This window comes from Mucilaginibacter sp. P25 (assembly GCF_050859465.1).
Lineage (GTDB): Bacteria > Bacteroidota > Bacteroidia > Sphingobacteriales > Sphingobacteriaceae > Mucilaginibacter > Mucilaginibacter gossypii.
The window spans coordinates 6,150,223-6,175,637 of record NZ_CP193937.1 but is presented as its reverse complement, the minus strand read 5'-3'; the positions used below and the strand labels follow the sequence as shown (position 1 = coordinate 6,175,637).

General features: G+C 41.8%; 23 protein-coding genes. 9 read left to right on the top strand and 14 right to left on the bottom strand.

Features of this window, described 5'->3' with window-relative positions; all coding sequences use genetic code 11:
* Window positions 1–20 precede the first annotated feature (20 nt).
* From ACRQ5D_RS31065 to ACRQ5D_RS31045, 5 genes are all read left to right on the top strand, one after another.
* Entirely contained in the window at window positions 21–1,835 is a 1,815-nt protein-coding gene (locus ACRQ5D_RS31065) for a RagB/SusD family nutrient uptake outer membrane protein (protein WP_432327682.1), read from the top strand.
* 69 nt (window positions 1,836–1,904) lie between these two features.
* Complete coding sequence (locus ACRQ5D_RS31060) at window positions 1,905–3,239, top strand: IPT/TIG domain-containing protein (RefSeq protein WP_218134358.1); 1,335 nt, start codon at window positions 1,905–1,907, stop codon at window positions 3,237–3,239.
* Window positions 3,240–3,467: 228 nt separating this feature from the next.
* Window positions 3,468–5,021, top strand: a complete 1,554-nt coding sequence (locus ACRQ5D_RS31055) for a right-handed parallel beta-helix repeat-containing protein (RefSeq protein WP_176844379.1) — start codon at window positions 3,468–3,470, stop codon at window positions 5,019–5,021.
* A 25-nt stretch (window positions 5,022–5,046) separates the two neighbouring features.
* Window positions 5,047–6,564 carry a right-handed parallel beta-helix repeat-containing protein gene (locus ACRQ5D_RS31050; RefSeq protein ID WP_176844380.1) on the top strand — a complete coding sequence of 506 codons (1,518 nt, stop codon included), beginning with the start codon at window positions 5,047–5,049 and terminating at the stop codon, window positions 6,562–6,564.
* 33 nt (window positions 6,565–6,597) lie between these two features.
* Window positions 6,598–7,632 (top strand): LacI family DNA-binding transcriptional regulator, encoded by a 1,035-nt coding sequence (locus ACRQ5D_RS31045; protein WP_091163351.1) that lies wholly within the window; start codon window positions 6,598–6,600, stop codon window positions 7,630–7,632.
* A gap of 304 nt (window positions 7,633–7,936) precedes the next feature.
* Here ACRQ5D_RS31045 and ACRQ5D_RS31040 read toward each other — a convergent pair whose 3' ends face one another.
* From ACRQ5D_RS31040 to ACRQ5D_RS31020, 5 genes are read right to left on the bottom strand one after another with little or no spacing between them, the layout of a single operon-like run.
* Window positions 7,937–8,254 (bottom strand): alpha-L-fucosidase C-terminal domain-containing protein, encoded by a 318-nt coding sequence (locus ACRQ5D_RS31040; protein ID WP_431200907.1) that lies wholly within the window; start codon window positions 8,252–8,254, stop codon window positions 7,937–7,939.
* A gap of 35 nt (window positions 8,255–8,289) precedes the next feature.
* Complete coding sequence (locus tag ACRQ5D_RS31035) at window positions 8,290–9,393, bottom strand: alpha-L-fucosidase (protein WP_432327681.1); 1,104 nt, start codon at window positions 9,391–9,393, stop codon at window positions 8,290–8,292.
* A gap of 16 nt (window positions 9,394–9,409) precedes the next feature.
* Window positions 9,410–9,946, bottom strand: coding sequence for an alpha-L-fucosidase (locus ACRQ5D_RS31030; RefSeq protein WP_431198718.1), 537 nt, complete (start codon window positions 9,944–9,946; stop codon window positions 9,410–9,412).
* Complete coding sequence (locus tag ACRQ5D_RS31025) at window positions 9,838–10,770, bottom strand: alpha-L-fucosidase (protein WP_431198717.1); 933 nt, start codon at window positions 10,768–10,770, stop codon at window positions 9,838–9,840. The genes ACRQ5D_RS31030 and ACRQ5D_RS31025 overlap by 109 nt, the downstream gene beginning before the upstream one ends.
* A gap of 53 nt (window positions 10,771–10,823) precedes the next feature.
* Window positions 10,824–12,956: an alpha-N-acetylglucosaminidase gene (locus ACRQ5D_RS31020; protein WP_091163353.1), complete on the bottom strand. Its 2,133-nt coding sequence runs from the start codon at window positions 12,954–12,956 to the stop codon at window positions 10,824–10,826.
* Between the two features lie 425 nt (window positions 12,957–13,381).
* On the opposite strand from ACRQ5D_RS31020, the gene ACRQ5D_RS31015 reads away from it, so the two are divergent.
* The 3 genes from ACRQ5D_RS31015 to ACRQ5D_RS31005 are packed head-to-tail and all read left to right on the top strand — an operon-like array spanning window position 13,382 to window position 15,929.
* Window positions 13,382–14,059 carry a hypothetical protein gene (locus ACRQ5D_RS31015; protein WP_256337353.1) on the top strand — a complete coding sequence of 226 codons (678 nt, stop codon included), beginning with the start codon at window positions 13,382–13,384 and terminating at the stop codon, window positions 14,057–14,059.
* Entirely contained in the window at window positions 13,978–15,348 is a 1,371-nt protein-coding gene (locus tag ACRQ5D_RS31010) for a glycosyl hydrolase 115 family protein (RefSeq protein WP_431200906.1), read from the top strand. The genes ACRQ5D_RS31015 and ACRQ5D_RS31010 overlap by 82 nt, the downstream gene beginning before the upstream one ends.
* Complete coding sequence (locus tag ACRQ5D_RS31005) at window positions 15,345–15,929, top strand: hypothetical protein (protein WP_431198716.1); 585 nt, start codon at window positions 15,345–15,347, stop codon at window positions 15,927–15,929. Before ACRQ5D_RS31010 ends, ACRQ5D_RS31005 begins: the two co-directional genes overlap by 4 nt.
* A 272-nt stretch (window positions 15,930–16,201) precedes the next feature.
* Here ACRQ5D_RS31005 and ACRQ5D_RS31000 read toward each other — a convergent pair whose 3' ends face one another.
* Genes ACRQ5D_RS31000 through ACRQ5D_RS30985 form a run of 4 tightly spaced genes read right to left on the bottom strand, consistent with a single transcriptional unit; the run spans window position 16,202 to window position 17,902 of the window.
* Complete coding sequence (locus ACRQ5D_RS31000) at window positions 16,202–16,654, bottom strand: LytR/AlgR family response regulator transcription factor (RefSeq protein WP_432327679.1); 453 nt, start codon at window positions 16,652–16,654, stop codon at window positions 16,202–16,204.
* A gap of 11 nt (window positions 16,655–16,665) precedes the next feature.
* Complete coding sequence (locus ACRQ5D_RS30995; protein WP_432327677.1) at window positions 16,666–16,944, bottom strand: LytR/AlgR family response regulator transcription factor; 279 nt, start codon at window positions 16,942–16,944, stop codon at window positions 16,666–16,668.
* On the bottom strand, window positions 16,941–17,456 hold the full coding sequence (locus tag ACRQ5D_RS30990; RefSeq protein ID WP_431200905.1) for a sensor histidine kinase: 516 nt from the start codon (window positions 17,454–17,456) through the stop codon (window positions 16,941–16,943). The genes ACRQ5D_RS30995 and ACRQ5D_RS30990 overlap by 4 nt, the downstream gene beginning before the upstream one ends.
* Window positions 17,457–17,500: 44 nt before the next feature.
* Window positions 17,501–17,902, bottom strand: a complete 402-nt coding sequence (locus ACRQ5D_RS30985; RefSeq protein WP_431198715.1) for a hypothetical protein — start codon at window positions 17,900–17,902, stop codon at window positions 17,501–17,503.
* Window positions 17,903–18,330: 428 nt separating this feature from the next.
* Between ACRQ5D_RS30985 and ACRQ5D_RS30980 the strand changes: the two genes are divergently transcribed.
* Window positions 18,331–20,886, top strand: coding sequence for an outer membrane beta-barrel family protein (locus ACRQ5D_RS30980; RefSeq protein WP_091163357.1), 2,556 nt, complete (start codon window positions 18,331–18,333; stop codon window positions 20,884–20,886).
* 295 nt (window positions 20,887–21,181) lie between these two features.
* On the opposite strand, the gene ACRQ5D_RS30975 is transcribed toward ACRQ5D_RS30980, so the two are convergent.
* The 5 genes from ACRQ5D_RS30975 to ACRQ5D_RS30955 form a co-directional block, all read right to left on the bottom strand.
* Complete coding sequence (locus ACRQ5D_RS30975) at window positions 21,182–22,228, bottom strand: PmoA family protein (RefSeq protein ID WP_091163358.1); 1,047 nt, start codon at window positions 22,226–22,228, stop codon at window positions 21,182–21,184.
* A gap of 82 nt (window positions 22,229–22,310) precedes the next feature.
* A complete protein-coding gene (locus ACRQ5D_RS30970; protein ID WP_091163359.1) occupies window positions 22,311–23,666 on the bottom strand; it encodes a Gfo/Idh/MocA family protein in 1,356 nt (451 codons plus the stop codon).
* A 468-nt stretch (window positions 23,667–24,134) separates the two neighbouring features.
* On the bottom strand, window positions 24,135–24,584 hold the full coding sequence (locus ACRQ5D_RS30965; protein WP_091163360.1) for an SRPBCC family protein: 450 nt from the start codon (window positions 24,582–24,584) through the stop codon (window positions 24,135–24,137).
* Window positions 24,581–24,907: an ArsR/SmtB family transcription factor gene (locus ACRQ5D_RS30960; protein ID WP_091163361.1), complete on the bottom strand. Its 327-nt coding sequence runs from the start codon at window positions 24,905–24,907 to the stop codon at window positions 24,581–24,583. Before ACRQ5D_RS30960 ends, ACRQ5D_RS30965 begins: the two co-directional genes overlap by 4 nt.
* Window positions 24,888–25,337 carry an SRPBCC family protein gene (locus ACRQ5D_RS30955; protein WP_091163362.1) on the bottom strand — a complete coding sequence of 150 codons (450 nt, stop codon included), beginning with the start codon at window positions 25,335–25,337 and terminating at the stop codon, window positions 24,888–24,890. Before ACRQ5D_RS30955 ends, ACRQ5D_RS30960 begins: the two co-directional genes overlap by 20 nt.
* Window positions 25,338–25,415 lie beyond the last annotated feature (78 nt).

Below are 25,415 nucleotides of genomic sequence, written 5' to 3'. Positions count from 1 at the left end.
ATGAAAAAAACATACTAATAATGGTAGTTGGGATATGTTTCCTGGGTGCCTGTTTATCGTCCTGTAATTACCTTAATAAAAAACCGGATAACCTGTTAACATCAGATCTGATCTGGAGCACCAGGGCTAATGCCGAATCGTATTTATATAATATATATGGTTATATCAAACAAACCGATGGGGGAGATTACAGCGCGATGGGGGCAAGTGACGAGTCGTCGGTATCCATCCCCGGTACCAATGTAAGGCAAATGGTTGTGGGTAACTGGAGCCCGGTAAACGCCTATTTTGATTACTGGGATAACTACTATACCGGAATCCGGTCGTCTTTCATTTTTGAAGCCAATATTGATAAGGTTCCTGCTACCCAACTAAGTGTCAGCCTAAAAAATCAATATAAAGCCGAAGCAAGGTTTTTGCGCGGGTGGTTTTACTGGCAGTTAATAAAGCAATATGGTCCGGTGGTGAAAGTAACGGAAACGTTAAGCTTAAATGATGACTTCAATAAGTACCCGAGAGCGTCTTTTGACGAATGCAAGGATTATGTTAACCAACTGATGGATCAGGCCGCTTCGGGTTTACCGGCGCAATGGCCTTCAACCAGCAATTACGGTCGGCCAACAAAAGGTGCCTGCCTTGCTGTAAAAGCTCAGCTGGCCTTACTGTCGGCAAGCCCCTTATGGAATGGTAATCCATCATTTGCTTCTTTTAAAAACCAGGATGGCACCCCGCTGGCACCCACAGTATTTGACGCCGGCAAATGGAAAATAGCTGCCGATGCAGCCAAGGTTGTAATTGATCTTGGTTCGTACAAGTTATTTACAAATCTGGATAATGGCGGAACCCAGTTTGATCCTTATCTGTCTGTCAGGGACCTTTTCTTAACAAACTGGAACAGTGAGATCATATTTTCAAGAAACTCCTGGAATTATTGGGGATATACCAAATGTGTGTCGCCGGGGCCGGGAGGATATAGCATGTACAATGCCACCCAGAATGTTGTGGATGCGTTTTATATGAATAATGGCCGCACCATTGATGATCCGCTTTCGGGATATACAGCTACAAGTTTTGCTCAAAGTAATGGCGCAAAATATTGGGAGCACAGCAAAGGGCAATGGAACATGTATGCTAATCGCGAACCGCGGTTTTATGCCTATATCCAGTATAATGGCCGACCGGTATTGCCTGCGCCAACTGTTGATGATAAAAACTATTATTCATCTGCAGCGAATATTGACGGCACAGGCCGGGTTGAATTTTATTATAACGGTAAAGCCGGTGCAAAAGCCAGCGGCGCAAGTAATAATATTACCGGATATGATGTATTAAAAAATGTAAGTCCTGCCGATAACATAAGGATGGATGCCACCAACTACAGGCCGTTTATATTGATCAGGTATGCCGAGATATTATTGGATTATGTAGAAGCCCTGAATGAATATGATCCTTCGAACCCCAATGTCGTGCTTTATCTTGATCAGATCAGGACAAGGGCAGGCTTGCCTGGCATAGAGACAGTTTATCCGGGAGCTGTTGGAAACAAGGATTTAATGCGGAAATATATTTTAAGGGAACGCCAGGTAGAGCTTTGTTTTGAAAGCGACCGATACTTTACCCTTGTAAGAAGGCTGTTACTGGGTGCCGATGAAAATCAGACTATTTATGGCCTTAATGTCAACACTGACGATCAAGGCCTGGGATTTGCATTTACCGGGCTTTACAACAAAACGCTTTTTCAAAAAAGGGTATGGAACAATAAAATGTACCTATTCCCAATATCCCAGTACCAATTGGACCATGACAGGGCATTGGTACAAAACCCTGGTTGGTAATGATGACTCTTATTGACCCGACAGGGTTTAAAAGGTCTGGAAATAAATAATTAAACCGTAATTATTCAAATGAAAACATTCATAAATATATTGGCAAAAGGCATCAATCAATACCTGCTTGCCGGGGCGCTTTTTATAATGATAGCTTTTGTAAGCTGTAAAAAAGAAAAAGTTCCTGCACATGATCCTGCATCACCTATCAGTATTAGTACATTTATCCCAGCACAAGGTAGCGGTGGTACCGAAGTATTGATCTCCGGTACCAACTTTTCAACAGATACCTCGCAAATTTCGGTTACCCTGAATGGGTTCAAACTGAAGGTCATTGGTGCCAACACCAAACAAATGATGGTAGTGGTGCCTAAGAAAGCAGGTTCCGGGCCCATAGTTGTAACTATTGGAAAAGGAACCGCAACAAGCACCGATAATTTTACATACCAATATACCAGGACTGTCACCACCCTGGCAGGATCAGGTAAAGCAGGCTTTGCAAACGGTAAAGGAACAGATGCTATGTTTGATTTTAGCGGGCAAAGCTGGTACAGAAGCTGCGGGGTGACTGTTGATGACAACCTGAATGTTTATGTTGCCGATCCCGGAAATCACTGCATCAGGAAAATTGATACGGCAGGTAATGTATCTACACTCGCCGGTAATCCCCAGGTTTCGGGTTACGCGGATGGTAAAGGGGGCGCGGCAAATTTCTCCCTACCTTACGATGTTGCCGTTGATGCCCAGGGAAATGTATATTCCGTTGATCCGGGAAATTATGATATTCGTAAAATAAGCCCCGATGGTACTGCAACTACCTGGGCTTGGGGAAACCAATCGCCATGGAGCATTGCTGTTGACAGGACCACAGGTTATATTTATTACTCCAGCTGCTCCAGCCCCGGAAACATCTACCAGGTATCAGCTCAATGGACTACCAAACAGGTGATATCCGGTCTTAACTATCCCGCTGGAATCAAATTTGACAAAGCCGGCAACTTATACGTATCGGTTAATGGTGACCAGGTTATCAGAAAATTTAATGCCGGCGACTGGAAGGGCAGTATCATTGCAGGGCAGCTTGGGGTTTCGGGTTATTTAAACGGAGCGGCTGCAACTGCAAAATTCGCTTATCCATGGGGCATCGCGGTTGACAATAGCAGCAATATTTATGTGGCAGGCAATGGAACCTGGGACGGCGGAAGCTACAACCCCGACCAAAGTATCCGCTTTATACAAGCTAATACTTTTGATGTGAGCACCTTTGCCGGCAGCGGTACGGCAGGTTATGCTGACGCAATAGGAGGATCTGCGCTTTTCAGCGCGCCAACCGGTGTTGCTGTTGATAAGAATGGAACCGTGTATGTTTTGGATAAAAACAACAATCGGATAAGAAAAATAGTTTCGGAATAATTACGATCCTTTTTAAAAATACTATCACAGTTTATTTTTCAACCCAGACATATCCTTGTTGTCCGGGATAAATATGAGTAGTAGTTAATAATTGTTTGGGTTTATTTAAGGGGTACTCCGTAGCAGAAACACGTTTCTGCTACGGGCAGGTACTGCGCGGTTTTAAGTGCGAATAAACTTAATGCATGTCAAACAATGGCTACGCCAATTTTTCTTAGAATAAATTTAATGAAACATTATATAAATATCTTTTTAATACATGTTTTTGCCATTCAGGCAATGGCTTGCAGCAAAAAAACGGTAGGTAATGACGTAATAGTCTCAACCGGTAATACACATATCTACTATGTATCAGTTAACGGCTCTGATGCTAATTCGGGCAAAATCAATGCCCCTTTCCAGTCCATCAATGCCGCCTTAGATCATGCCTTGCCCGGTGATACCGTTATGGTCAGAGGTGGAAGCTATTATGATAAGGTTGTGTTTCCTAAATCGGGGGCAATGGATAAGTTGATCACATTGAAGGCTTACCCCGGCGAAAAGCCGGTGATAGACGGAAGTAAAATAATAGTTTCGGGCTGGGTGCCGCTGGTTACACTGAGCAATGTAAGATATATAACATTGGATGGCTTTGATATCTGTAATTTCACGAGCTCAACTTTTAATACCGATCCTGAAGGGATCGCCATCAATGGCAATTCGCACGATATCACTATCAAAAACTGCAACATTTATAACATAAAGAACAACGCATCCCTGAACGACTGGCGAAGCGGACACGCTATACTGGCAATTGGTAACGGAACTACTGCCATTACTAACCTGGTTATTACGCATTGTACTGTACATGATACGCAGACCGGTACAAGTGAAAATGTAACGCTGGCCGGTAATATTGACGGCTTTGTTTTTAGCCATAATAAAGTATATGATACAGAAAACATCGGGATAATTGTTGCCGGTGGTGATGGTTTAAACCCCAAAGGGGACGTAGCAACCAACTATGCCCGCAATGGCGTGATAGGTGATAACATTTTTCACGATAATACCATGACCAGGACGCCGGAAACCTGGGGCCCCGACAGGTACGGTGCTATCTCCATTTATGTTTGCGGCGGTGCTAATACCATTATCGAAAGAAACACAGTATACAACAGCGACCGGGGGATAGGACTGGTAAGTGAAAGCAACGTGTATGCAACCAAAACCACCATCGTGCGAAATAATTTTGTATATAACTGCTATCGCACAGGTATATACATGGGCGACTATCTGAACTACACATCCGGCGGAACTAAAAACTGTTACATAGTAAACAATACCTTATATCAGAATAACCGTGTACTGGGCGCTTTTGGCGAAATTGAAGGGGAGATCAGGCTTACGGAGCACTGCGACGATAACGTGATCAAAAATAACATAGTTTATGCAAGGCCCGTTGATGTATTTATTCATAAGTATACCACAACAGGCAGCAATAACATTATCGACAATAATTTATACTATACTACTGGCACTCCGCAATGGATTTGGAACAGTACTAACGGTGCTCCATATACCGATTTTAGCGCCTGGAAAGCATTCAGTGGCAATGATGCCGGTTCAACAAACGGGCAGGACCCTCTTTTGTTGAGTACATCATCGCCTGATCTCCATATACAATCGGCCTCTCCTGCAAAAAATACCGGAAATGTAATTTCTGCCGATATAAATGGCACTACAGATATTGACGGAAATACACGCATTGTAAATAATAAGATAAGTAAAGGCGCACAGCAGTAACATGTTTAATTAAAAAAGTATGCTTATGAAATGTAATGTCTATGTTTTTTTAATGCTTGGTTTTGCTATACAGGCATTTGGTTGCAGTAAAAAGAACGATCCCGGCGGTAATGTCACAATTACCGGGAGCACTCATGTTTATTATGTAGCTGCCAACGGGTTAGAGTCAAATAAAGGAACAATTGACGCGCCTTTTCAAACTATCAATAACGCGCTTTCCCATACCATTCCCGGCGATACCGTAATGGTAAGGGGTGGAGTATATAGCGAAAAGGTTGTATTTCCCAAATCTGGCGTAATGGATAAGTATATCACGTTGAAAGCTTACCGTGGGGAAACACCTATAATTGACGGTAGTGCTTTTAGTGTTAATGGGAGGGAAGCCCTGGTAACCATTGATAAGGCAAAGTATATAGTTGTAGATGGCTTTGAAATACGCAATCTTAAAACCGCAACCGGCGATCCCAAAGCCATTATGGTTGAAGGTGGATCCGACTACATTATTATAAAAAACAATACGGTATACGGTATTGATTATACTCAGCTACCGCTCAATGGAGGTGGAAATGCTATACTGATCATCGGGAATACTACCGATCCCGTAACTAATATTACCGTTACCGGGAACACAATCCATGATTGTAAAACCGGGTACGGCGAAAATTTAACCATCAATGGCTATGTTGACGGTTTTACCATCACCAATAATACCATTTATAATGCTCAAAATATTGGGATAGATGCAGCAGGAGGCTATGCCGCAAATAGCGATCCAACGCTTAACTATGCCCGTAATGGTGTTATCAGCGGCAACACCCTCTATAACATTGAAAGCAAAAGAGGACCGCTTGGTGGACATGGCGCCATAGGTATTTATGTAGACGGCGGCAGGAATGTGGTAGTGGAAAAAAACAAAGTGTCCGTTACAGACAGGGGGATTGGTGTTGTGAGCGAAACCAATGGCTTCCCCACCGATCATGTTACCATAAGGAATAACCTGGTATTTAACTGTTGGTGCTCCGGGATCTATATGGGTGGGTATTTAAATTACACAGGCGGTGGTACAAGCAACTCGGCTATAGTAAACAATACCTTGTATAATAACAACCAGGCATTAGGTGCCTTTGGCGAAATAGAAGGGGAGATAAGTATCAGGGAAGATTGCACCAATAACGTAATAAAAAATAACATCATTTATGGCGGGGCATCAGATATGTTTATTCATAAATATACCAACCGGGGATCGGGTAATATCATAGATTATAACCTGTATTACACCACAGGCCCCGCGCAGTGGACCTGGAACGGCGTGGCCTATACCGACTATAACTTATGGAAGGCAGCCTGCGGTGGAGACGCCAGTTCAACATATGGCACCGATCCTTTATTTGTCAATACATCCGGCCTTGATTTTCACCTGCAATCATCGTCAGTAGCAAAAAATAGCGGGCAGGTGATATCTGATGGCGTTAACGGTACGGTTGATTTTGATGGTAATACGCGTATCGTAAATAAGCAGATAAGTAAAGGGGCATATCAATAATCAATACCCATTGTTTTTAATCTTGATTACAAAATGGAAAAGATTCCCACAATTAAAGAGATAGCTAAACGCTTAAAAGTAAGCCCTTCAACAGTGTCGCGTGCTCTTCATGGTCATCCCAGCATTGGCCTTGTAACTACCATGCGGGTTAATAAGGTAGCAAGCGAACTAAATTATGAGCGAAATCAAACAGCTGTATTTTTTAAACAACGAAAAACATTAACTATTGGTGTAATTGTTCCGGATTTTTCTGACGCGTTTTTTTCTTCGGCCCTTAGTGGGATAGAAGATTACGCCAGCAAAAGAAATTATAACGTTTTTATTGGGCAATCGTTAGAAAACCCCGATAAGGAAAAACGTATCCTGGAAACAATGAAAACCCATCGGTTAGACGGCATTATCATTTCGATAAGCAAAAATACCACGAATTATGAAGTGTTTGAGCAATTGAAAAAATATAACATTCCTGTTGTGTTTTTTGACCGTATTCCCGGCATGGAAGATATTCATTACTCGGCTTGTAATCTCCAATCGGGAATGTTACAAGCCATTGATTGTTTAATAGAAAAAGGGCATCGTAGTATTGGGTTAATTAATGGTCCATCGCAACTGGCCGCAAGTAAAGAGCGCCTGGATGCTTATAAGCAGGGGCTTGATAAATATCAGATAGCAGTAAATACTGACCTGATAGTCTCTTCGGATCTGTCGTCGGCGCAAAATACTTATGCTATGCGGCGGCTATTATCTTTAGCTGATAAACCTACAGCTATTATCACTTTTAACGATTACGTGGCACGCGATGCAATTAAGTTGTTGAAGAACTATAATTTGGCTCCCAATCACGATATTAGCTTTGTCAGTTTTGCAAATTCTCCTATTTGGAGTTTTATGGATAGTGCCCCAATGGCATCCATTGAACAATTCCCCCAAAAGCAGGGCATAAAAGCGGCCGAAATACTTTTTAAAATAATTGATGATCGCATCAGTGAAGCGTCGTTAACACCGGTTTTCTATCATGCGGTATTTGATTCCAGTATGGTGTCTCATAGAGGGCGTACCAATGTATAGGATAAGGTTATAAAAGTCCCAATCTCGATTTGCATAAAGCATTAGCGGGTAATATTTATACAAAAAGGGGTTTATATATTTTTTAGAAATTACACGCAATAATTTGATTGTTAACTACATATGTGAATGTTGGCCCGGAATTGTGTTAACCCTGTTAACCCCTCTTTGTTAATAGAGTAAATCCAACCCAACACTATATATCGCTTAGTATCTGAAAAATTCAAAAAAAGCGGGGCTCATCATACCGCCTCGTTTTTTTGAATTTATAAGGCAGAGGTTGATAGGCTTGTTGTTTGTATACTCTTTAATATTCCAATTCAAAAGTGTCACTATACTTTAATTTGCTGCTCTTTTGTAAAGATTTGGGAATTTGAATACTTAACTGCCCATTTTGATAGGCCCATTTTAACTTTTCAGAGTTGCCCAACAGGCTTACTTTTTTAATCCGTTTAATATTGTTTACAGGGAAACTTACCTCGGCCGGAAGGGTTACATTATCTTTTTCTGATAGCCAGAAGGCATATAATGTGTTTTTTGTTTTTGACCTTGTAAAATATATGTTCCCAACAGAATAAGGTATAACAGGTTCGGAAGCGTAAATTCCTTTTCCGTTAATCTTCATCCAATTCGCAATGTCCTGTAACCTTTGATAGGTAATCAGATTCCAGTCGCCATCCGGTCGGGGGCTATATTAAGCAAGAGGTTACCTCCCCTTGAAACTATTTTTATCAGCGTTTGTACCAATTGACGGCTGGGCTTAAATTCGTCATCAGGAACATAACTCCAGTATTTGCCAATAGTCATACAGGTTTCCCATGGGTAGGATAAGGGCTTGTCCGGTACTTCCTGTTCGGGCGTGGTATAGTTTTCAAATTCGCCGGTCACTGTCCTGTCTACCATAATCAAACCCGGCTGATAGCTGCGGCTCATTTTTGCTATCCGGGCCATGTCAATATCCTGGTTATAGTGTTGCGGGTCGTTGTCCTTTGTAACAGATGGCCTTACCCAGCCGCCATCGAGCCATAAAATATCTATTTTACCATAACCGGTCATTAATTCTTCAATTTGGTTGTAGGTAAAATCTTTAAATTTTTGCCAGCGCTCAGGATATCGTTGCGGATCGTAGTTAACATTATGATCTTTAGGAGGAAAGTAAGGCCACCAATAATTTTCATTATGCCAGTCGGGTTTGGAAAAATATGCCCCTATCATAAAATTGTCTTTACGGAAGGCATTGAATATTTCTTTGGTTACGTTGCTTCGCGGATTTTTCGAAAACGGAGTTTTAGGGTCGGTAATTTTATAATCTGTTTGTTTAGTATCAAACATGCTAAAGCCATCGTGATGTTTAGTAGTAAATACCACATAATTCATCCCCGCAGCCTTGGCCGCTTTAACCCATTTTTCGGGGTTGAAATTGACGGGGTTGAAAGTGGTTTGGAGGTTTTCGTATGCTTTTTTATAAGTGAAATAATCATCGCTATAGGGGCCGGTACGCGTAACCCAGTCATCAGGGCAAATAGTCCAGCTTTCGGCCACACCCCATTGGCTGTATGTCCCCCAGTGCATAAATAAACCAAACTTTTGGTCTTGCCAGCGGGCAAGTTTTTGCCGTACCAGGGAATCTTTAGGAAGCTGGTACGTATCTGACATTTTATGCTCGTTTTGTGCCAATGCGGCCTGGCTGCATCCTAAAATAAACAGGCAAGGTAAAAGTTTTCGGATCATGATGGTATAATACATTGATAGTTTTGCTTTCATAGTAGATGAGCAAACATTAATTTAAAACCAATTCAATTACCGGTATCTCACTATCGGGCTTGGTTTCTGGTAGGTTTAATATCAGGTCGTTACCTGTGTCTTTTGATTTGCTATCCTGTTGTATCTCCGACGCGTCATGTAAAAACTGAACGTATTTTACTTTATCCTTGTAGCCTGGTAAAGTAAGTGTTTTGCCGGGATATGCTAACAAATGCACATATAAGCGCCGGGTATTTGCATTATAGGTAAGCAGGGTGTGCTCCGGGGCTACAAAGGTTTCCGGAGCTTCGGTACATCCGTAAATGGAGCGGCTGTTATATTTCATCCAGGCAGCTATTCCATCCAGCCTTTCGTTAGCACGTTTATCAAATAAACCGCGTGCAGTAGGGCCCACGTTAAGCAACAGGTTGCCTCTTTTACTTACGGCCTCTATCAACATCGTAATTAATTGCGTGGTGCTTTTCCAGCTGTTTTCATCCCGAAAATATCCCCAGGAACCAGAAAATGTTTGGCAGGTTTCCCAATAAGTTTTGTAATCGTTTTTTTGACCCATTCCGATAAATTTACCTGTTCGGGTGTCAGGTAATCCCAACCGTCCTGGTATTCATTTAAATCGAGGCGGTTATCAATTATAATATTGGGCTGTAGTTTTCTTATTTCTTTAACGAGTTCAACAGATCCCCAGTCTTTGGCCCCTTTTCCATGTTTGCCATTATCAGGGTACGAAAAATCGAGCCATAGCATATCAATTTTGCCGTAATTGGTAAGCAGTTCTTTAATCTGGTTGTGCATATAGGTACGGTACCTGGCCATATCACGCCCTTTGTTCAGCTTATCATAATCCTCGTCCTTTTCGCTTGCCGGTTGCAATGGGTGTAAAACATCAACGGTAAAGTCGGGGTGATGCCAATCCAACAGTGAATAATAAAAACCTATTTTTATACCCTCGGCTCTAAATGCATCAACAAAGTCCTTTACAAGGTCTCTTTTAGCAGCGGTTTTAGTAGCCTTGTAGTCAGTATATTTTGAATCAAACAGGCAAAACCCTTCATGATGTTTAGTGGTAAGCACAGCATATTTCATCCCGGCCGCCTTAGCTTTCTTTGCCCACTCTTTGGGATTAAACAAATCTGGATTAAACTCATCAAAATAACGCTGGTATTGCGCATCCGTCATGCGCTCCCATCTTTTTACCCATTCATGCCTTGCCGCCTGCGAATAAAGTCCCCAATGAATAAACATACCAAAGCGATCATTAGTCCACCAGGACATACGTTTGGCTTTTTGTTCGGGTGTTTCCGTTCCTATTTTCTTTTGGGCATATAAAGGGGAAAATGCAATAAAAAACAATAAAATACCTGTTAACGTTTTTTTCATTTGGCGGATAGCTGACGTTAGTTTTAAAAAGCGTGTTTAAAAAAGGAGATGTTTTACATCGATAAAATTTCATCAACCACTTCCAGTAAAGGCCTTTGAGGCTTTTCGGGATTTAGCTTTTGGTTGTCGTCCACCCATTTTCGTTCCCAGGAAAAGTAATCAGGTTCCTGAACGTTTTTACCTTGCAGATTGCTGCGCAGATAATCAAAATAACTCTCCCAGCGAGGCAAGTAATAGCTATCCATCAGACCGGCCCACTCTTTATAAGCATACTCATGCAGATTGTCTTCGGTACGCACATTTTCACCCCAATAGGTAATTTGCATTAATTCGTTTTTTAAATTGTTTGCTTTTTCTTCTGCGGTATTGCCGTTATCTATAGCTTGTTTGAGATAGGTGTTGAGCCTGAAATACTGATCGGTATTTAAGAGATCATCTGTCAGCCTTATCATATGCAGGAATTTTGCGCTGGCTGCGTTAAATGTTTGCAGATTCTTGCTGTTATAAGCGGTTACCATTTCATTAAATGTGAGCGTGCCTTTATTAGCCAGCAGTTGCCGCACCATATTGATGAGGTCTATTTTATAAGTAGCCGAATTTTTAAGAGCAGGCGCCGCTTTTGCAAATTCTTTTACCGCATTTGCAAAAGCAACTGTGTCATAATTCCGGGTGAGCGTACCCCAACTGGAAATTGATTTAACTTTAAGTGCGGGCCTTGCGCAAAAAATGGATTCGCCAGCCCCTTCCTGATAACCGGGAAGGCTTTGATAAATGGTTTGTAAAAATCCCTGCCAGGCATTACTTGCATGCCCATTGCTTTTACCATAACGATATAGAGCGTATTTATCGATCCAACTGCGGGTGTCTACATGTTCCTGGCGCCAGCCCAGTTCAAGCATCAGGTCATAATCAGGAGGGTTGTTATTGATGCCTTCAGGCATAATCCCCACACCTTTAAGATAATTGCTGTAAGTGCTTTTACGGGCACGGTATACCTCATCGGCAAAGCGCTGCAGTTTTCCATATACGCCAGGCCGTTCGCCAAAATTGTTAACGCTGCACCATATAAATGGTGTATTATCATAAGCCTTACGCTTTTCCCAGTTATTGGTAAACTCACCAAAAAGTTCCTGTACCAATACTTTTGATTTATCGAGACCATCAAGCATGGCCTGTTTGGGATTATCCTGCCAGCCCTGCAATACCCATGTTGAAGCTGGATAGTAATTTTGCATAGAAGCCTGTATGGCGGTACCTGCTTTTTTCAAATCCACTCCTTCCGTTTTACCACCTTCATGAAAAGGGTCGCCGGCAAAAAAATGGATGTTCTTACCGTATAATTTTTGAATTTCGCTATAGTAGATGCCGGCAATGCGGCTAAACTCAGGATCAGTGGGGTCAAGTATATCAGGTCTTTTAAAAGCACCCCAGGTACCCTGATCAATGATATGTGCTTTACTTTTGTTTTTTAATGAGCTTGGCACCATGCCGTAAAAACCTTGCAACACAGGTTGTATACCCAACTCCTGCATCCGCTTCATCATTTTCTGTTGAATCAGCTTCCTGTTGTCTATCTGGCTTTGAGGCATGGGACCTCCCCAGCCTTCAATATTTCCCATCAGCCACCATGCGGTATAAGCAGGCCCAACAATGAAACTGTTAATTTCATTTTCAGTGTATCCTATTTTCCTCAGCGTGTTTTGCCATACCGCTTCCATCCCTTCAACAGTAAGCATTGTATTAACACCATTTAACGCCATCCAGTCAAGCTCCCGTTCCCAGTCGGGCCAGCTATAAAAGCTCATTGTGTAATTATAGGTGCAGTAATTTAACGCATAACGATACTTGGCCGCAGCTTGTACGGTTACTTTTTTGTTAACATTAGGAATAGGAAACACGGGCGACATGTTATCACCCATGTGAGAAATAGAGCGATGGCAGTAATATTTTAAATACCAGTTTATACCAACAGCTGCCGCATTGGCTCCTGAAGCATGGATAACCAGTTTATTCTTGATGGTTTGCAGTTCAACTATTTCTGAACTGGTGTTTTTTAAGGGTTCAAAAACGATATGGTTGCTTAACCACGGAGCGCGCCTTTTAACCAGTGCTTTTACAGCATCAAATTGTTGCGCTAAAAGCTGTATAGGCAATAATAAAAGTAGCAGACAGGTTAGTTTTCGCATAAAAATTTGTTGGTTTTTTCTGTTAATATGTCCGAAACTAACTAAAATTTAATGGAAAGATTATGCATAATTCTATGCCCTGGAGCCTTGAAACCTACGCAAACGTTTGTTACTGTAAAGACAAACGTTTGCGTAAGTTTTCACTGTTTTTTATCAAATATAGAGCGGGCGATATGCTAATCCTGCCTGGATAACCCCGATTGACATTAACAGCCTGGGTTATTTTATGATAGGGCGAAAAAATGTAGCCGATATTACAGTTACCTAAGGACTGCCGATAACTACGGCCTATAACGGCCGCTGAAAAATGGAATAAAGGCGCTAAATTAGAGCAGAATTACGGATATTAATAACCTAACCAAACTGGTGGTTTAACTCACGAGTTCGGTTGATTTTTAATATGGTCACATGATACAATATTATAAATGTTAAAATCACTCTTGAATACCCGCATAAGTTATTATAAATATTATAACCGCAGTATATTAAAAGCAACACCGCTACTGCATTTACTGGTAACCTTAACAACAATAAGCGTTAGTGCTCAAAATTTGAGTGTAAAAACTGCTTTAGCCTCAAAATCAACAGATATTACAGTGGCCACTGCTCAAAAAAGTATAAGTTTAGCTATTGATAATTCTGATTACCAGGCGGTGAAACTTGCGGCTTGCTTTTTTGCTGACGATATAAAACAGGTTGCCGGAACTTCGCCGGCTATTACTACTTTGCAACGCCCCTCCGCTGAAATGATTATTGCCGGCACTATTGGTAAAAGCCCAGCTATTGATAGGTTGATAGCTGCACACAAGATCAAAGATATTATTAAAATTAAAGGCCGTTGGGAGGCTTCATTATGGCAAATAGTTAACAACCCCGCACCTGGTGTAAAAAAAGCGCTCATTATAGTTGGAAGCGATAGACGAGGGACAGTTTATGGACTCTTACAAATTTCAAGGAAAATAGGTGTATGCCATGGCATTGGTGGGCAGATGTTCCTACTGCTAAAAGAAAAACAGTTACGATCTCCGTACCTAAACCAACTTGGGATGAACCGGCAGTTAAATATCGCGGTATCTTTATTAATGATGAAGACTGGGGAATAAATCAATGGGCGAGGAAAAACTTTGAAAAGGATTTTGCACACGGCATTGGCCCCAAAACATATGAAAAATTATTTGAATTGATGTTGCGTTTGCGGCTCAACTATATTTGGCCTGCTATGCATGAGGTGTCTAAAGAATTTGGCGATACTCCCGAGAATGTAGCTTTGGCCGATCATTATGGTATTGTTGCAGGTTCATCACATTGCGAACCGATGCTGTATAATAACGTGCATTGGAACGAGAAACTTAAAGGTGCCTGGAATTATAGCACTAATCCTGATAGTATTTATAAATATTGGAAAGAAACTGCTAAGGACAGAAAAGACAAAGAAGCAGTTTGGACAATGGGTATACGCGGTATACATGATCGTGGTATGGAATCGCCACCATCAGGTATACCTGAAAGGATAACCCTTTTAGAAAAGGTATTTAAAGACCAGCGAGATCTTATTAATCAATACGTCAATAAACAATGGGGGGCTGTTGCTCAATGTTTTGTTCCTTATAAAGAAGTATTGCCTGTGTATGATGCCGGCTTAAAAGTACCTGATGATGTAACTCTGATTTGGGTAGATGACAATTTTGGATACATTCGCCGCTTATCGAATCCAACCGAAAGGAAGCGGTCTGGCGGTAGCGGATTATACTGGCACTTATCTTACTACGGTGGTCCTCATTCGTATACATGGATTAATTCTACCGCCCCGGCATTGATGTGGGAAGAGTTTCATAAGGCCTGGGAAAATCAGGCCCGGACGATGTGGGTGATCAACGTAGGTGATGTTAAACCGATGGAATTGGGGATCGACTATTTTTCACGCTTATCATGGAACCCGGAAAGTCAAAAGACGGATGCACAACCCCAATTTTTAAAAGCATTTCTTACAGAACATTTTAATGAAAATGTAGCTAAGCTTAACGACTTGCTTACAGAATTTTATCGTTTAGGCACAGTACGAAAACCTGAATTAATGAATCGTGATTGGGCTATTTCTTTGTCGGATAACGAAGCTGTGCAATTACAAGCTGATTATCAGAGATTATTAAATCTTGAAACTTCTGTAGCAAAGTCTGTACCCTTAAATAAGCAGGATCCTTATACAGAAATGATTGGTTTTCCGGCCCGTATCATGGCAGAAACCGGACTTATATTTATGCATGACAGGGCAATTGTTTATGGCGCAAATCAAGCTACCCATCATGTCGAGATAGATCGCCTTAAAGCGGCTTTGGAATCCGAAGTTAATAATTACAATAATAAAATAGCAGGGGGAAATGGCAATATATGATGCCGGGAACAATAACCGGTCAAAATCTTCTATCATGGAATAGCCAGGTAGCATGGCCATGGGCTGAAACCAGGAAACCGGATACCACCAAAAAAGCAATTCAGGCGGATATAACAAGAAACGCTTCATCTGCCGATGAACAAACCCCAGCCGGAACCGCAAAATGGTCGGTTATACCAGGATTGGGCAATAGCGGCCGGGCTATGGCATTGACACCGGTTAATCTTAATTTATCATGGAAACCTGGCGATGCAAAAGCTCCAACATTGAATTACAATTTTAAAACTGATGGTAATTCAGCAAAGGTGAGGATTGATTTTATGCCAACTTTCAGAATTTATCCTGGTATGCAATTAAGGGTAGCCATTTTAGTTGATAATAAATTTATTTCAACAACAGAAGTGCCGGGGTCAAATGGCAAGGAAGATGAGAATGGACCTAACCGTAACCAGGGTATTAGAAATAATTACGTTAGTGCATTAATAGATTTACCATCATTAACCACCGGTACACACAAATTATCTATCAGGGCTATTGACCCTGGCGTAGTAATTGATAAAATTTCATTTTATAAAAATTAGCGTCCTTAACTTTTTTATTTACTCCCAAAGCCGACGGGGCCAAAAGAAAACGATATATTCAGGAAACCGTCCTGTGGAAATCAGTAGGTGATTGCTGCGTGTGCTTCTTAAAGTATTTCAAAAAGTACGATGGGCGCCTACGACCCATGCAAAGCTCCATTCCTTTATGGCAGGATCTGTAAAATTTGTATTGGACATGCAGCGCCGTTTTGGAGAAACGAGGGTTATGTCGGCTCATGAATATTAAACTCCTGATGAACAACAAATGATGATCAAGACCAATCTTTCAGGAATGAGGCAAAAACTTCTTTATATTGTTCTGTTACAGGTATCGTAGTATTTGTAATCTGGACAGAATTTTTGGTAACGGATTTGACTGCTTCTTTGGATACGATAAATGAGCGGTGAATTCGCAGGAAAATACTGGCCGGGAGTTTCTCTTCAAGGTTTTTCAGGCTTGTGAGGGTTAATAACGGTTTATCCTGGTTCGCCAGGAAAATCTTTACATAATCTTTAAGTCCTTCAATATAAAGGATGTCTGCTATATTAACCTTTACCAGCTGATAATCAACCTTAAGATAAATATAGTTCTTTTCAACAGGCGTTCCGGGAGTTATATTATTTTGAGCGCTTTCCAAAATCTCAAAATAATCATATGCTTTGGCAGCCGCCTTTGAAAAATCAACAAAACTAAACGGTTTCAATAAGTAATCTAACGCGTTCACCTTAAAGCCCTCTAAAGCATATTGATCATAAGCCGTTGTAAATATAACGCGCGGACCTTTTTCTTTCCGGTTTGCTCAATGATCCTTGCCAGTTCAACACCGCTTAGGTCGGCCATCCTGATGTCTAAAAATATCAATTGAAGGCCGGGTTGTTGATGAATAGCTTTCAGCGCTTCGATAGCGTTGCCGAACGTACCCTGTAAATTTAAAAACGGGGTTTGTTCAATGTACGAAGTAATTAGCTTTAAAGCTATCGGTTCGTCGTCTACAGCTATGCAGTCAATTTTCATTTGAATCGGAAAGTTAAATTTACAATGAATTCCCTGATATTGGAGTCGCGGTCAACCGATAATGTGTAGCGCCCGGGATATAGCAGGTCGAGCCTTCTTTTCGTATTTACAATACCGATGCCATTACTATCTTCCAACTGAGCTGTTTGTTCTTCAAAAAGTGAATTCCTGATCTCCAGCTTCAACTCTTCGGCAGATTGGCTGACCTCTATATAAATGTAACTTGGGTGTACACCGCTGATGCCATGCTTAAAGGCATTTTCAACAAATGGCAGGAAAAGCATGGGGGCTATTTCATGATTTTTTAGGTTGACTTGTTTTTCAAAAATGATCTGTACATCATCGCTCAGTCTCAGCTTCATCAGTTTGATATAGTCCTCAATAAATTTGATCTCCTTTTCCAGGTCGGTCAGATCGTTCTTGGTTTCATAAATAACATAACGCATCATATGCGAAAGCGTGTAAACCGCATCTTTAGACGCCACGGGGTTGCTATCGGCGAGTGCATAAATGGTATGCAGGATATTAAAAAAGAAGTGCGGATTGATCTGCGCTTTTAAAAAGAAAGCTCTGAGCTGATTTTTTCCTGTTCAGTGGCACGGAAGGCTTCCTGATCGGCCTTGATCTTCCTGGAGACCGCGATGATTGTGCTCACTCCGAGTAAAACAAGTGCAGTTATGATAGTCCAGTAATTATAAACATGATTATCGTCAGATGATTTTTTAGCCGGGTTTTTGTAAACTTTGGTAAATACAGCTTTCCAGCCGGTTACTTCATCTAACCAATTGTTTAAGTACACAACGGAGACGAGAATAGCTATCATCAAAAGAACAAATAATACAGCCTTGTTTTTGTAAATCAATTGGGGCGTAAAATAAAACAGATTGGCATAGAATAATGTTGCCCATACCAAATGTATCAATACCTGTTTGATCCAAAATTCACCGGGGAGTTTCAAGGGCCAGGATAATGGGAATAACATTAACGCTAATAAACAGGCCACTATATAAAAGTGAACTGAGAAAAAGATCTTCTTTAAGCCTGAAAAAGCCATATCGCGAATTTTACCATAAAAATAGCGGAAAAAAAGTGCGTTTTGTTTCTCAGGCAAAACGCACCATACTGTATCAAATACAGTAATCAACTAAATCCCATCTCACCGGGATGCTGCAAATGACAAAATGTTTTTTTATTTTTTTTAGGAATAGATGGTTTACAGGAATTAATAGACAGAATGGCAACTTTGATCTATAGCTTTTATTGAAAATTCCTCCAATCACAAGGGCATAGACTCTAACGTTCATTTGGTCTATTATTAAGGCCGATCCGTCTATTCTGCAGATTTTGATCAATGTATTTACTTTGTTTTGTTTCAAAATCTCGAATATGGGAACTGAAAATTACAAGTTCAACTTAAAAAATACAACGAGCCTGCGGGCATTGAAACTGATAACCTGGTTTTTATTGGCAGCAGGGACTGTGCAAGCCCAACAGCCCGCAGGCCCGCCATCAGGTGCCCCTATGGGTAATGGAACTATCTTCGGAACCGTAATAGACTCCCTGACTAAAAAGCCACTGGACTATTCGACAGTAAGCTTATTTAAAGCTGGTACAACTGCTCCAGTGAACGGTAGCCTGGCAGATCAGAAAGGGAGTTTCAAAATCACTGGTGTGGCGCCGGGAACTTATCGCGTCCAAATCGCTTTTATAGGTTACTCCACCAAAACAATTGACGGGGTTGTTTTAACGGGAGCCAAAACCGACAGAAACCTTGGGCAGATTATCGTTTCGCCAAGCGCTAAGATGCTGGCTGATGTTCAGGTTACCGGGCAAAGAGCCCTGGTGGAGAACCACATTGATAAATTAGTTTTTAATGCAGAAAAAGATGTGACCAGTGCCGGCGGCAATGCTTCTGATATCTTGCGCAAAGTGCCCATGGTTTCGGTTGACATGGACGGCAATGTTTCCCTCCGCGGAAATCAGAACGTACGGATACTGATCAATGGCAAGCCTTCAGGAGCGTTGGTAACCAACGCGGGCGACGTTTTGAAATCCATGCCTTCCGATCAGATCAAGAATATTGAAGTGATAACGGCGCCCTCGGCTAAATACGATGCGGAAGGTTCGGCCGGCATCATCAATATTATTACCAAGAAGAAGGAGGTTGCCGGTGTAAGCGGCTCCATCAATATGGGTATAGGCACCCGTCAAAACAATGAGAGCGGGAATATCAATTTCAACAAAAATAAACTAAGCATTACAGCTAACCTGGGTTATAACGTTGGATGGCCGCAAACCACCTATCAATCCTTCAGCAGTCGAAATACCGAGCTGGGTACATCATCCTCGTCAAACGGGCAAAGTACATCAAATCGTCATTTTACTAATGGCTCGGCATCTTTGGGATATGATTTTAATGATCAAAACACGTTTAACTCTACTTTTAGCCTAAGGGGAGGGGCATTTAAAAATAAAGGTAACTCGGTAAATAGCAATAATTCTGCATCAGAGGGAAATATCGATTATACAGCCTTAACAAGCAACGAATTCAAAGTCTCCAACTTTGACTGGAATAACGATTTTACTCATAAGTTTAAAAAGGAAGGTGAAGAATTAAGCTTTGCTTTTCAATGGACACATGGTACATCAGATGTAAACTATCTGTCAGAATATTCTGCTTTTACCCAAAACCAGCGTGCGGTTAATAACGGTACCAATAACGAGTATACTTACCAGTTGGATTACGTACTACCGGTCAGCAAGGTATTTAAGCTGGAAACAGGTGCGAAAAGTATTTTAAGGAGGATCTCCAGCGAATACGATTTTTTCAATCCGGATGCTTCAGGCGCGTACGTATTTAATACGGCCACATCCAACACCTATAGTTACGACCAGGACGTGTACTCGGGCTACGGCTTGCTTACTGCAAATTTGAAAGATGGTTTTACTGTACAGGCAGGTGCCCGGTTAGAGCATACAAAAATTAATGGAAATTCGGGCAATGTAAGGGCCGGCCTGGCACCTTTTGATAATACCTATACCAATTTTATTCCAAGCTTTGTGATTTCAAAGGCTTTAACGCCTACCCAAACGCTGAAACTAAGCTATAGTAAGCGTATCCAGCGGCCGAGCCTGCAATATTTAAACCCGTTTCTGAATACCAGCAACCCTCTCAACCAAACGCAGGGCAACCCGGAATTGTCGCCCGAAATTACGCAGACCGTGGAAATGACTTATTCTACCTTCATCAAAAGCAGTGTTATCAATGCCTCCGTTTATTATAGGAAGACCGATGATATTATTGAAAGCTATGTACGTACAGTGCCTTACACCACGGTGGATAATAACGGGAACCCGGTTACCAGGGATGTTTCCCTCACCAATTACCTTAACGTGGGTAACAATAATTCCGTTGGTGTAACCTTCTTTGGCTCAACAGAACTGTTCAAGGTCCTCACCATACGGGGCAACGTTAATGCGTTTACCTATAAACCGCAGGTGATCAGCAGCCTTCAGCAAGCAAGCCAATCTACCTATGTTCAGTACAATGCCTTCATTAGCGGAACAGTAAAAATAAACAAGGCTTTGTCTGCCGAAACTTTTTTGATCCAGAACTCGGCAAGGAGAACTTTTCAGGGAACAAACCCATCTTTCAATTTATGGGTGATAGGTTTGAAGCATGATGTTTGGAAAAAACGCGGAACGATTGGTTTGAACATTACGCAGCCATTTAAGGATTATAAAGACTTTACCTCCAATATTAATAGCGGCCCGCTTAGTCAAAGCAGCAGGTTCTCAGTGCCGTTCAGATCTTTTGGCGTTAGCTTTGCCTACAATTTCGGTAAAATGAATTTTGGTCCGCAGATGCCTAAGAAGAAACGCGGCGTTAACAATGATGATTTAAAACAGGGCGACAGTAATGGGCAAGGGGCGCAAAATTGATAGAAAATATTGAGGGCAAATTTTTGAGTAATTCCCTTATCAAGGAAAATGAGGGCTATATGGGCTATATTTCTAACGAACTGATCCCGGCAATAACAAACAATCTGACTGAAAAAATATTCAAAAAACAGGAAAGGTACTACTGGTAGAGATTAAAATGGAAAAGCAACAACCCCATAAGTACCTGAACCTTACGCCGGGCTCGGCGGGAAATGACATACCTGCCGGGATATTTAAAAATGATAAAATGTAATCCTGATAAATATCCCGGACTGGTTTGTTTGATATGGTGATGCTATTTAAATGACTTAAAAGCCTCCGCAGCCTGGTTTAATTGCGCAGCGCTGTTAGTTTGCGGGCCATTGTGTATGATGATCCGATACCTGAATGTTACCGATTCGCCTTTCTTTAAAGTCAGGTTCTTTTCAGATTTGCCATTGGTAAACACCTTTTCGCCCAGCGGATTGGCTGCAAACAGGCCGTAGCCACGGGCATGCCAAAAAGTAGGATAATTAGGGTTTTGAGGATGATCGATAATGGTAACGCTTACCGAATCGGTTCCAATTTTACCATATACCTTGCACCATACGCCGCGGGTGCTCCATGCATCATTGCCTGTTTTGCCCTCGCTGGTGAGGTAAGTACCGTTGGCAACTTTATCAGTGCCACCTTTTACTATGGTAACATTACCCTTATCGTCAGTAAATTTCTGGTCGGCAGGGTCAGGGATTTGCAGCTCATGGGCCAGACGCAGGCCAAGCATGCCATCTTTGGCATCTTTAAAAAGAGCGTCCTTATCCGCAGTAAGCGTAGTTACACGGTCAATGATCCGTTCCCGGGCATTTCCGCTAAATTCAAAGCGGGTTTGCTCTTCCAGTATTACTTGTTTTTGCTGATCTGTCCAGTTTGCATGATAGGCCAGTATGCCTTTTGTGCCATCTTTTGTTTCCAAAATTTTGTCGGTTCGAATCCAACCATAACCACTCTTTTTAGCGGCCGGTATGGCATAAGAGTTATTCCAGAAATCAAGACCGTTCAGGTTTTCAAAGTTAAACCATAACCCTATGTGATGCGGATGATCTGTAGGATCGCCAGGCCGAGGGGCCAGCGGAAAGCCGCGGGTCACCAATGTGCCGTTTGCCGACCGCAAAGGGTAAAGAACGGGTTTTTCTAAACTATCCGGATAAAGGAAACTGGTAAAGGGTTTTCCACCTATCAGGATATCTATTTTATTATTTGTTGTTTTTACCAGCCTTACCGGTTCGGCTTTTTGAGCTTGTACTACAGGAAACAATAGCATATTTGCGGCAACGGCAAGCCCCAGTTTTTTTATGATCTTCATTGATTGATGTAAGGTTAAAAAAGGTTGTGCGCTAATGGCAAGGCACAGCCAATGTCAATAATGTTTGTGACCTATCCGGCTATTAATATTTAAAAACTTTTCCATTAGCCATTACTTCCTGGGTAGCTTCATCAAAAGTGGCCTTATAGCCGGTATGAACAGCTGCATTGGTCATGATATTGGCTATCGAATGGCTGTAACCGGCTTCAACCGGGGCGTTTGGCTGCTTACGACTGCGCACGCATTCCATCCAGTTGCGTACGTGGTTTGAAGTAAGTATATCACCTCCGGTATTGGCTGATGCTACCACCTTTTCGGTATTAGCCAGACTAATCTCAGGCAGCAGGTTTGCCTTCATATGCATGGCATCGGCCATTTTTTGAGTAAGACCTCCTTTTGGCGATACTGTATTGGTGATGAGGTTAAGCTCACCGCCGTTTGAATAGTAAATTTCGGCCGGGTGCTCATCGCCATTGTGCATGCGTGAGCCAAAAGTAACCTGGAAGCCGGTTGAAGGATCATTAAGCGGACCGTAATCAAAAGCGGCCAGTATGGTATCCCAGTTGCGGCGCCCATCTTTCCACATATAGATACCGCCGTTGGCAACTACACTACGCGGGTGTTTTAAGCCGGTAAACCAGTGTACCGTATCAATCTGATGGCTCATCCACTGCCCGGGCAGTCCTGATGAATACGGCCAGAACAGGCGGTATTCCAGGTATTTACGCGGGTCGAAATCTTCATAAGGCCGGTTCATTATAAAACGTTTCCAGTCGGTATCCTGTTCCTTCAGCTGTCCTAATAACTCCGGCCGGCGCCAGCGGCCTGGTTGGTTCACATTCCAGGTGAGCTCAACCATGGTGATAGGGCCAAACTTGCCCGAACTGATAAATTCATTGGCTGCATGATAATTAGCGCCGCTTCTGCGCTGCGATCCAATTTGCACAATTTTGCCCGATTCCTTTACTGCTTTTAAGGCAGCCCGGTTATCTTCCATGGTTTCGGCAAATGGTTTTTCTACATAAGCATCGCAGCCGGCCTTCACAGCTTCAATAGCATGGCGTGCATGCTGGAAATCAGCAGTGCTGATGAATACAGCGTCCACACTTTTACTATCATATAATTCTTCATTATTGCGGTAAGCTTTTACATCGTGCTGCATTTTTTCTTTCCAGAGGGCAGAGCCTTCCTCACGTCGCTTGTTCCAGATATCAGATACGGCTACTACATCAAAGTTGAGTTCTTTATAATGGTTCATGAAACTGGGCACGTGCGAACTTTTGTGCCTGTCTGAAAAGCCTACCACCCCAACCCTGACCCGGTCATTGGCGCCAATGATACGTTTATAACTTTGTGCGCTCCAACTTTTGGGGGCAAGCATAATTCCGGCCCCGGCTAACGAGACCTGCCTGATAAAGGTACGGCGTGATTTTTCCATGTAATAAATAGTTTTAGTTGCAGGTTGTTTTTCTTCAAAATACGGGTACGTCAGGGGGCAGGTACCTGTATTTTTTGCTGATTAAAAGGTAAACTGGTTAAAGCCGGTGCTTATGCGCGACTAAATCAAATATCGAAGAATAGAATTGAAAAGCAATAGCGTTTTTAAATGTTAATGTAACAATAATACTGTTTTTTGCAGATCAGATTTCCTTAAATAATGTCCTGGTTTAAAAATGTAACAGGTTAATATTTAATTAAACAAATTGGTTAAGTAACCCTAATTTATAGTGATATAAGGTTTGGGGATAAAACCCTTAATTGATAATTGTTAAATCCTAAAGCGCCTTTCATTTTTCATGAAAGGCGCTTTTTTTAACTGAAAGTTGTTCGATACTTTCAGATTTTAATTTCAATATATTGATTAATAGAATGTTAGTTTTTACTTAGTTAGCTTTCGTTTCATTAACTAACTTTCTTTAGGGTTAGGTTCCCCTTTACCTGTAGTAATAAGATTGTGCAAACTTCCCGTAATATAACCGGTCCAGGCGTTTGAGCAAACCTCATAACATTCATGAGGTGGAACCAGGCCCTGGTGGGTGAAGCGGACTTGTGTTTTGTCGTCCTGTTCGGAAATTTCAAAGATCACTTTGGTGCCTTTCCATTCGGTTTGATCTTTGGTGAAACTAAAATAGTTGTCCAGTACAAGCCAAACCACTTTTTGGTTGGGAACAACTTCTGTTAATTTCAAGGTACAGCGGTGAAGGTCCCTGGCTTTGTAGGTAAACTCGTCATTGAGTTTTTCTGTGCCGCCTTTAACTTCTTCCGACCACCATCCGCGAACATTATTGATGGCATCATAAGCCTCTTTAGGGGTTTTATCTACTGAAATGGTTATAGTTAAATCCTGATCTTTCATTTTTTGTTCATTTTATCGTTCATTAAAACTCCCAGTTTGTCCAGTTTATCGCCCCAGAATTTATCATAGTAGGCTAACCAGGCCTGTAGCTCTTTAAAGCCGTCTTGCTTCAACACACAATGCCTTTCTCTGCCGATGTCTTGTATAGAGATAAAACCGGCATTGTAAAGCACTTTGATATGCTTTGAAACGGCCGGCCTGCTCATATCAAAGTTCTCAGCCAGTGAGTTGATTGTACGGCTGTCTTTTGAAAGCAGGTGCAGGATCTGCCTCCTGCTTGGGTCAGCAATTACCTGGAATACATCAAGCCTGTGCTGTTCCATCTTTTTCCGCGTTTATGATCTGCAGCATTTTATTGATAAGCACCAACCAGCCTTTTTCCATCGAGCTAAACATCAACGGGTTTACAGAGTCTGCAAAATCACGGTGTACCAGCAAAAGTTCGGTGCCATTATCTTTTTCGGTTAACATCCAGTTTACTGTCGAGTTGCTTAGTTCACCATTGCCCGGGCCGAATTTCCATGAATAAGAAAGTTTTTTGAAGGGGATAACCTCCAGGATCTTGCAATAAAAAATCCCGTCGAAATCCATTTCGGGCATAGGTTTGGCCCTGAGCTGAAATTCGTGGCCCAGTACAGGTTTCAGATCGCCGGGCATGAGCCATTGCGATATCAGTTCCTGATCGGTTAAAAATTCCCAAACCACTGCGGGTGGGTGCGGATAAAATAATTGGTGCTGAATAATTTTTGCCATGATAGGTAACCTTTAAGTTACTCAAATGTATATGTAACTTGTGAGTTACGCAAATTTATTTTTATTTTTATTTGGGAT

Coding starts and splice junctions, on each gene's coding strand:
- ACRQ5D_RS31065 (WP_432327682.1), top strand. CDS start 21: ATGGTAGTTGGGATATGTTTCCTGGGTGCCTGTTTATCGTCCTGTAAT.
- ACRQ5D_RS31060 (WP_218134358.1), top strand. CDS start 1,905: ATGAAAACATTCATAAATATATTGGCAAAAGGCATCAATCAATACCTG.
- ACRQ5D_RS31055 (WP_176844379.1), top strand. CDS start 3,468: ATGAAACATTATATAAATATCTTTTTAATACATGTTTTTGCCATTCAG.
- ACRQ5D_RS31050 (WP_176844380.1), top strand. CDS start 5,047: ATGAAATGTAATGTCTATGTTTTTTTAATGCTTGGTTTTGCTATACAG.
- ACRQ5D_RS31045 (WP_091163351.1), top strand. CDS start 6,598: ATGGAAAAGATTCCCACAATTAAAGAGATAGCTAAACGCTTAAAAGTA.
- ACRQ5D_RS31040 (WP_431200907.1), bottom strand. CDS start 8,254: ATGAAGATTAACGGAAAAGGAATTTACGCTTCCGAACCTGTTATACCT.
- ACRQ5D_RS31035 (WP_432327681.1), bottom strand. CDS start 9,393: ATGAAAGCAAAACTATCAATGTATTATACCATCATGATCCGAAAACTT.
- ACRQ5D_RS31030 (WP_431198718.1), bottom strand. CDS start 9,946: ATGGGTCAAAAAAACGATTACAAAACTTATTGGGAAACCTGCCAAACA.
- ACRQ5D_RS31025 (WP_431198717.1), bottom strand. CDS start 10,770: ATGAAAAAAACGTTAACAGGTATTTTATTGTTTTTTATTGCATTTTCC.
- ACRQ5D_RS31020 (WP_091163353.1), bottom strand. CDS start 12,956: ATGCGAAAACTAACCTGTCTGCTACTTTTATTATTGCCTATACAGCTT.
- ACRQ5D_RS31015 (WP_256337353.1), top strand. CDS start 13,382: ATGTTAAAATCACTCTTGAATACCCGCATAAGTTATTATAAATATTAT.
- ACRQ5D_RS31005 (WP_431198716.1), top strand. CDS start 15,345: ATGATGCCGGGAACAATAACCGGTCAAAATCTTCTATCATGGAATAGC.
- ACRQ5D_RS30995 (WP_432327677.1), bottom strand. CDS start 16,944: ATGAAAATTGACTGCATAGCTGTAGACGACGAACCGATAGCTTTAAAG.
- ACRQ5D_RS30980 (WP_091163357.1), top strand. CDS start 18,331: ATGGGAACTGAAAATTACAAGTTCAACTTAAAAAATACAACGAGCCTG.
- ACRQ5D_RS30975 (WP_091163358.1), bottom strand. CDS start 22,228: ATGAAGATCATAAAAAAACTGGGGCTTGCCGTTGCCGCAAATATGCTA.
- ACRQ5D_RS30970 (WP_091163359.1), bottom strand. CDS start 23,666: ATGGAAAAATCACGCCGTACCTTTATCAGGCAGGTCTCGTTAGCCGGG.
- ACRQ5D_RS30965 (WP_091163360.1), bottom strand. CDS start 24,584: ATGAAAGATCAGGATTTAACTATAACCATTTCAGTAGATAAAACCCCT.
- ACRQ5D_RS30960 (WP_091163361.1), bottom strand. CDS start 24,907: ATGGAACAGCACAGGCTTGATGTATTCCAGGTAATTGCTGACCCAAGC.
- ACRQ5D_RS30955 (WP_091163362.1), bottom strand. CDS start 25,337: ATGGCAAAAATTATTCAGCACCAATTATTTTATCCGCACCCACCCGCA.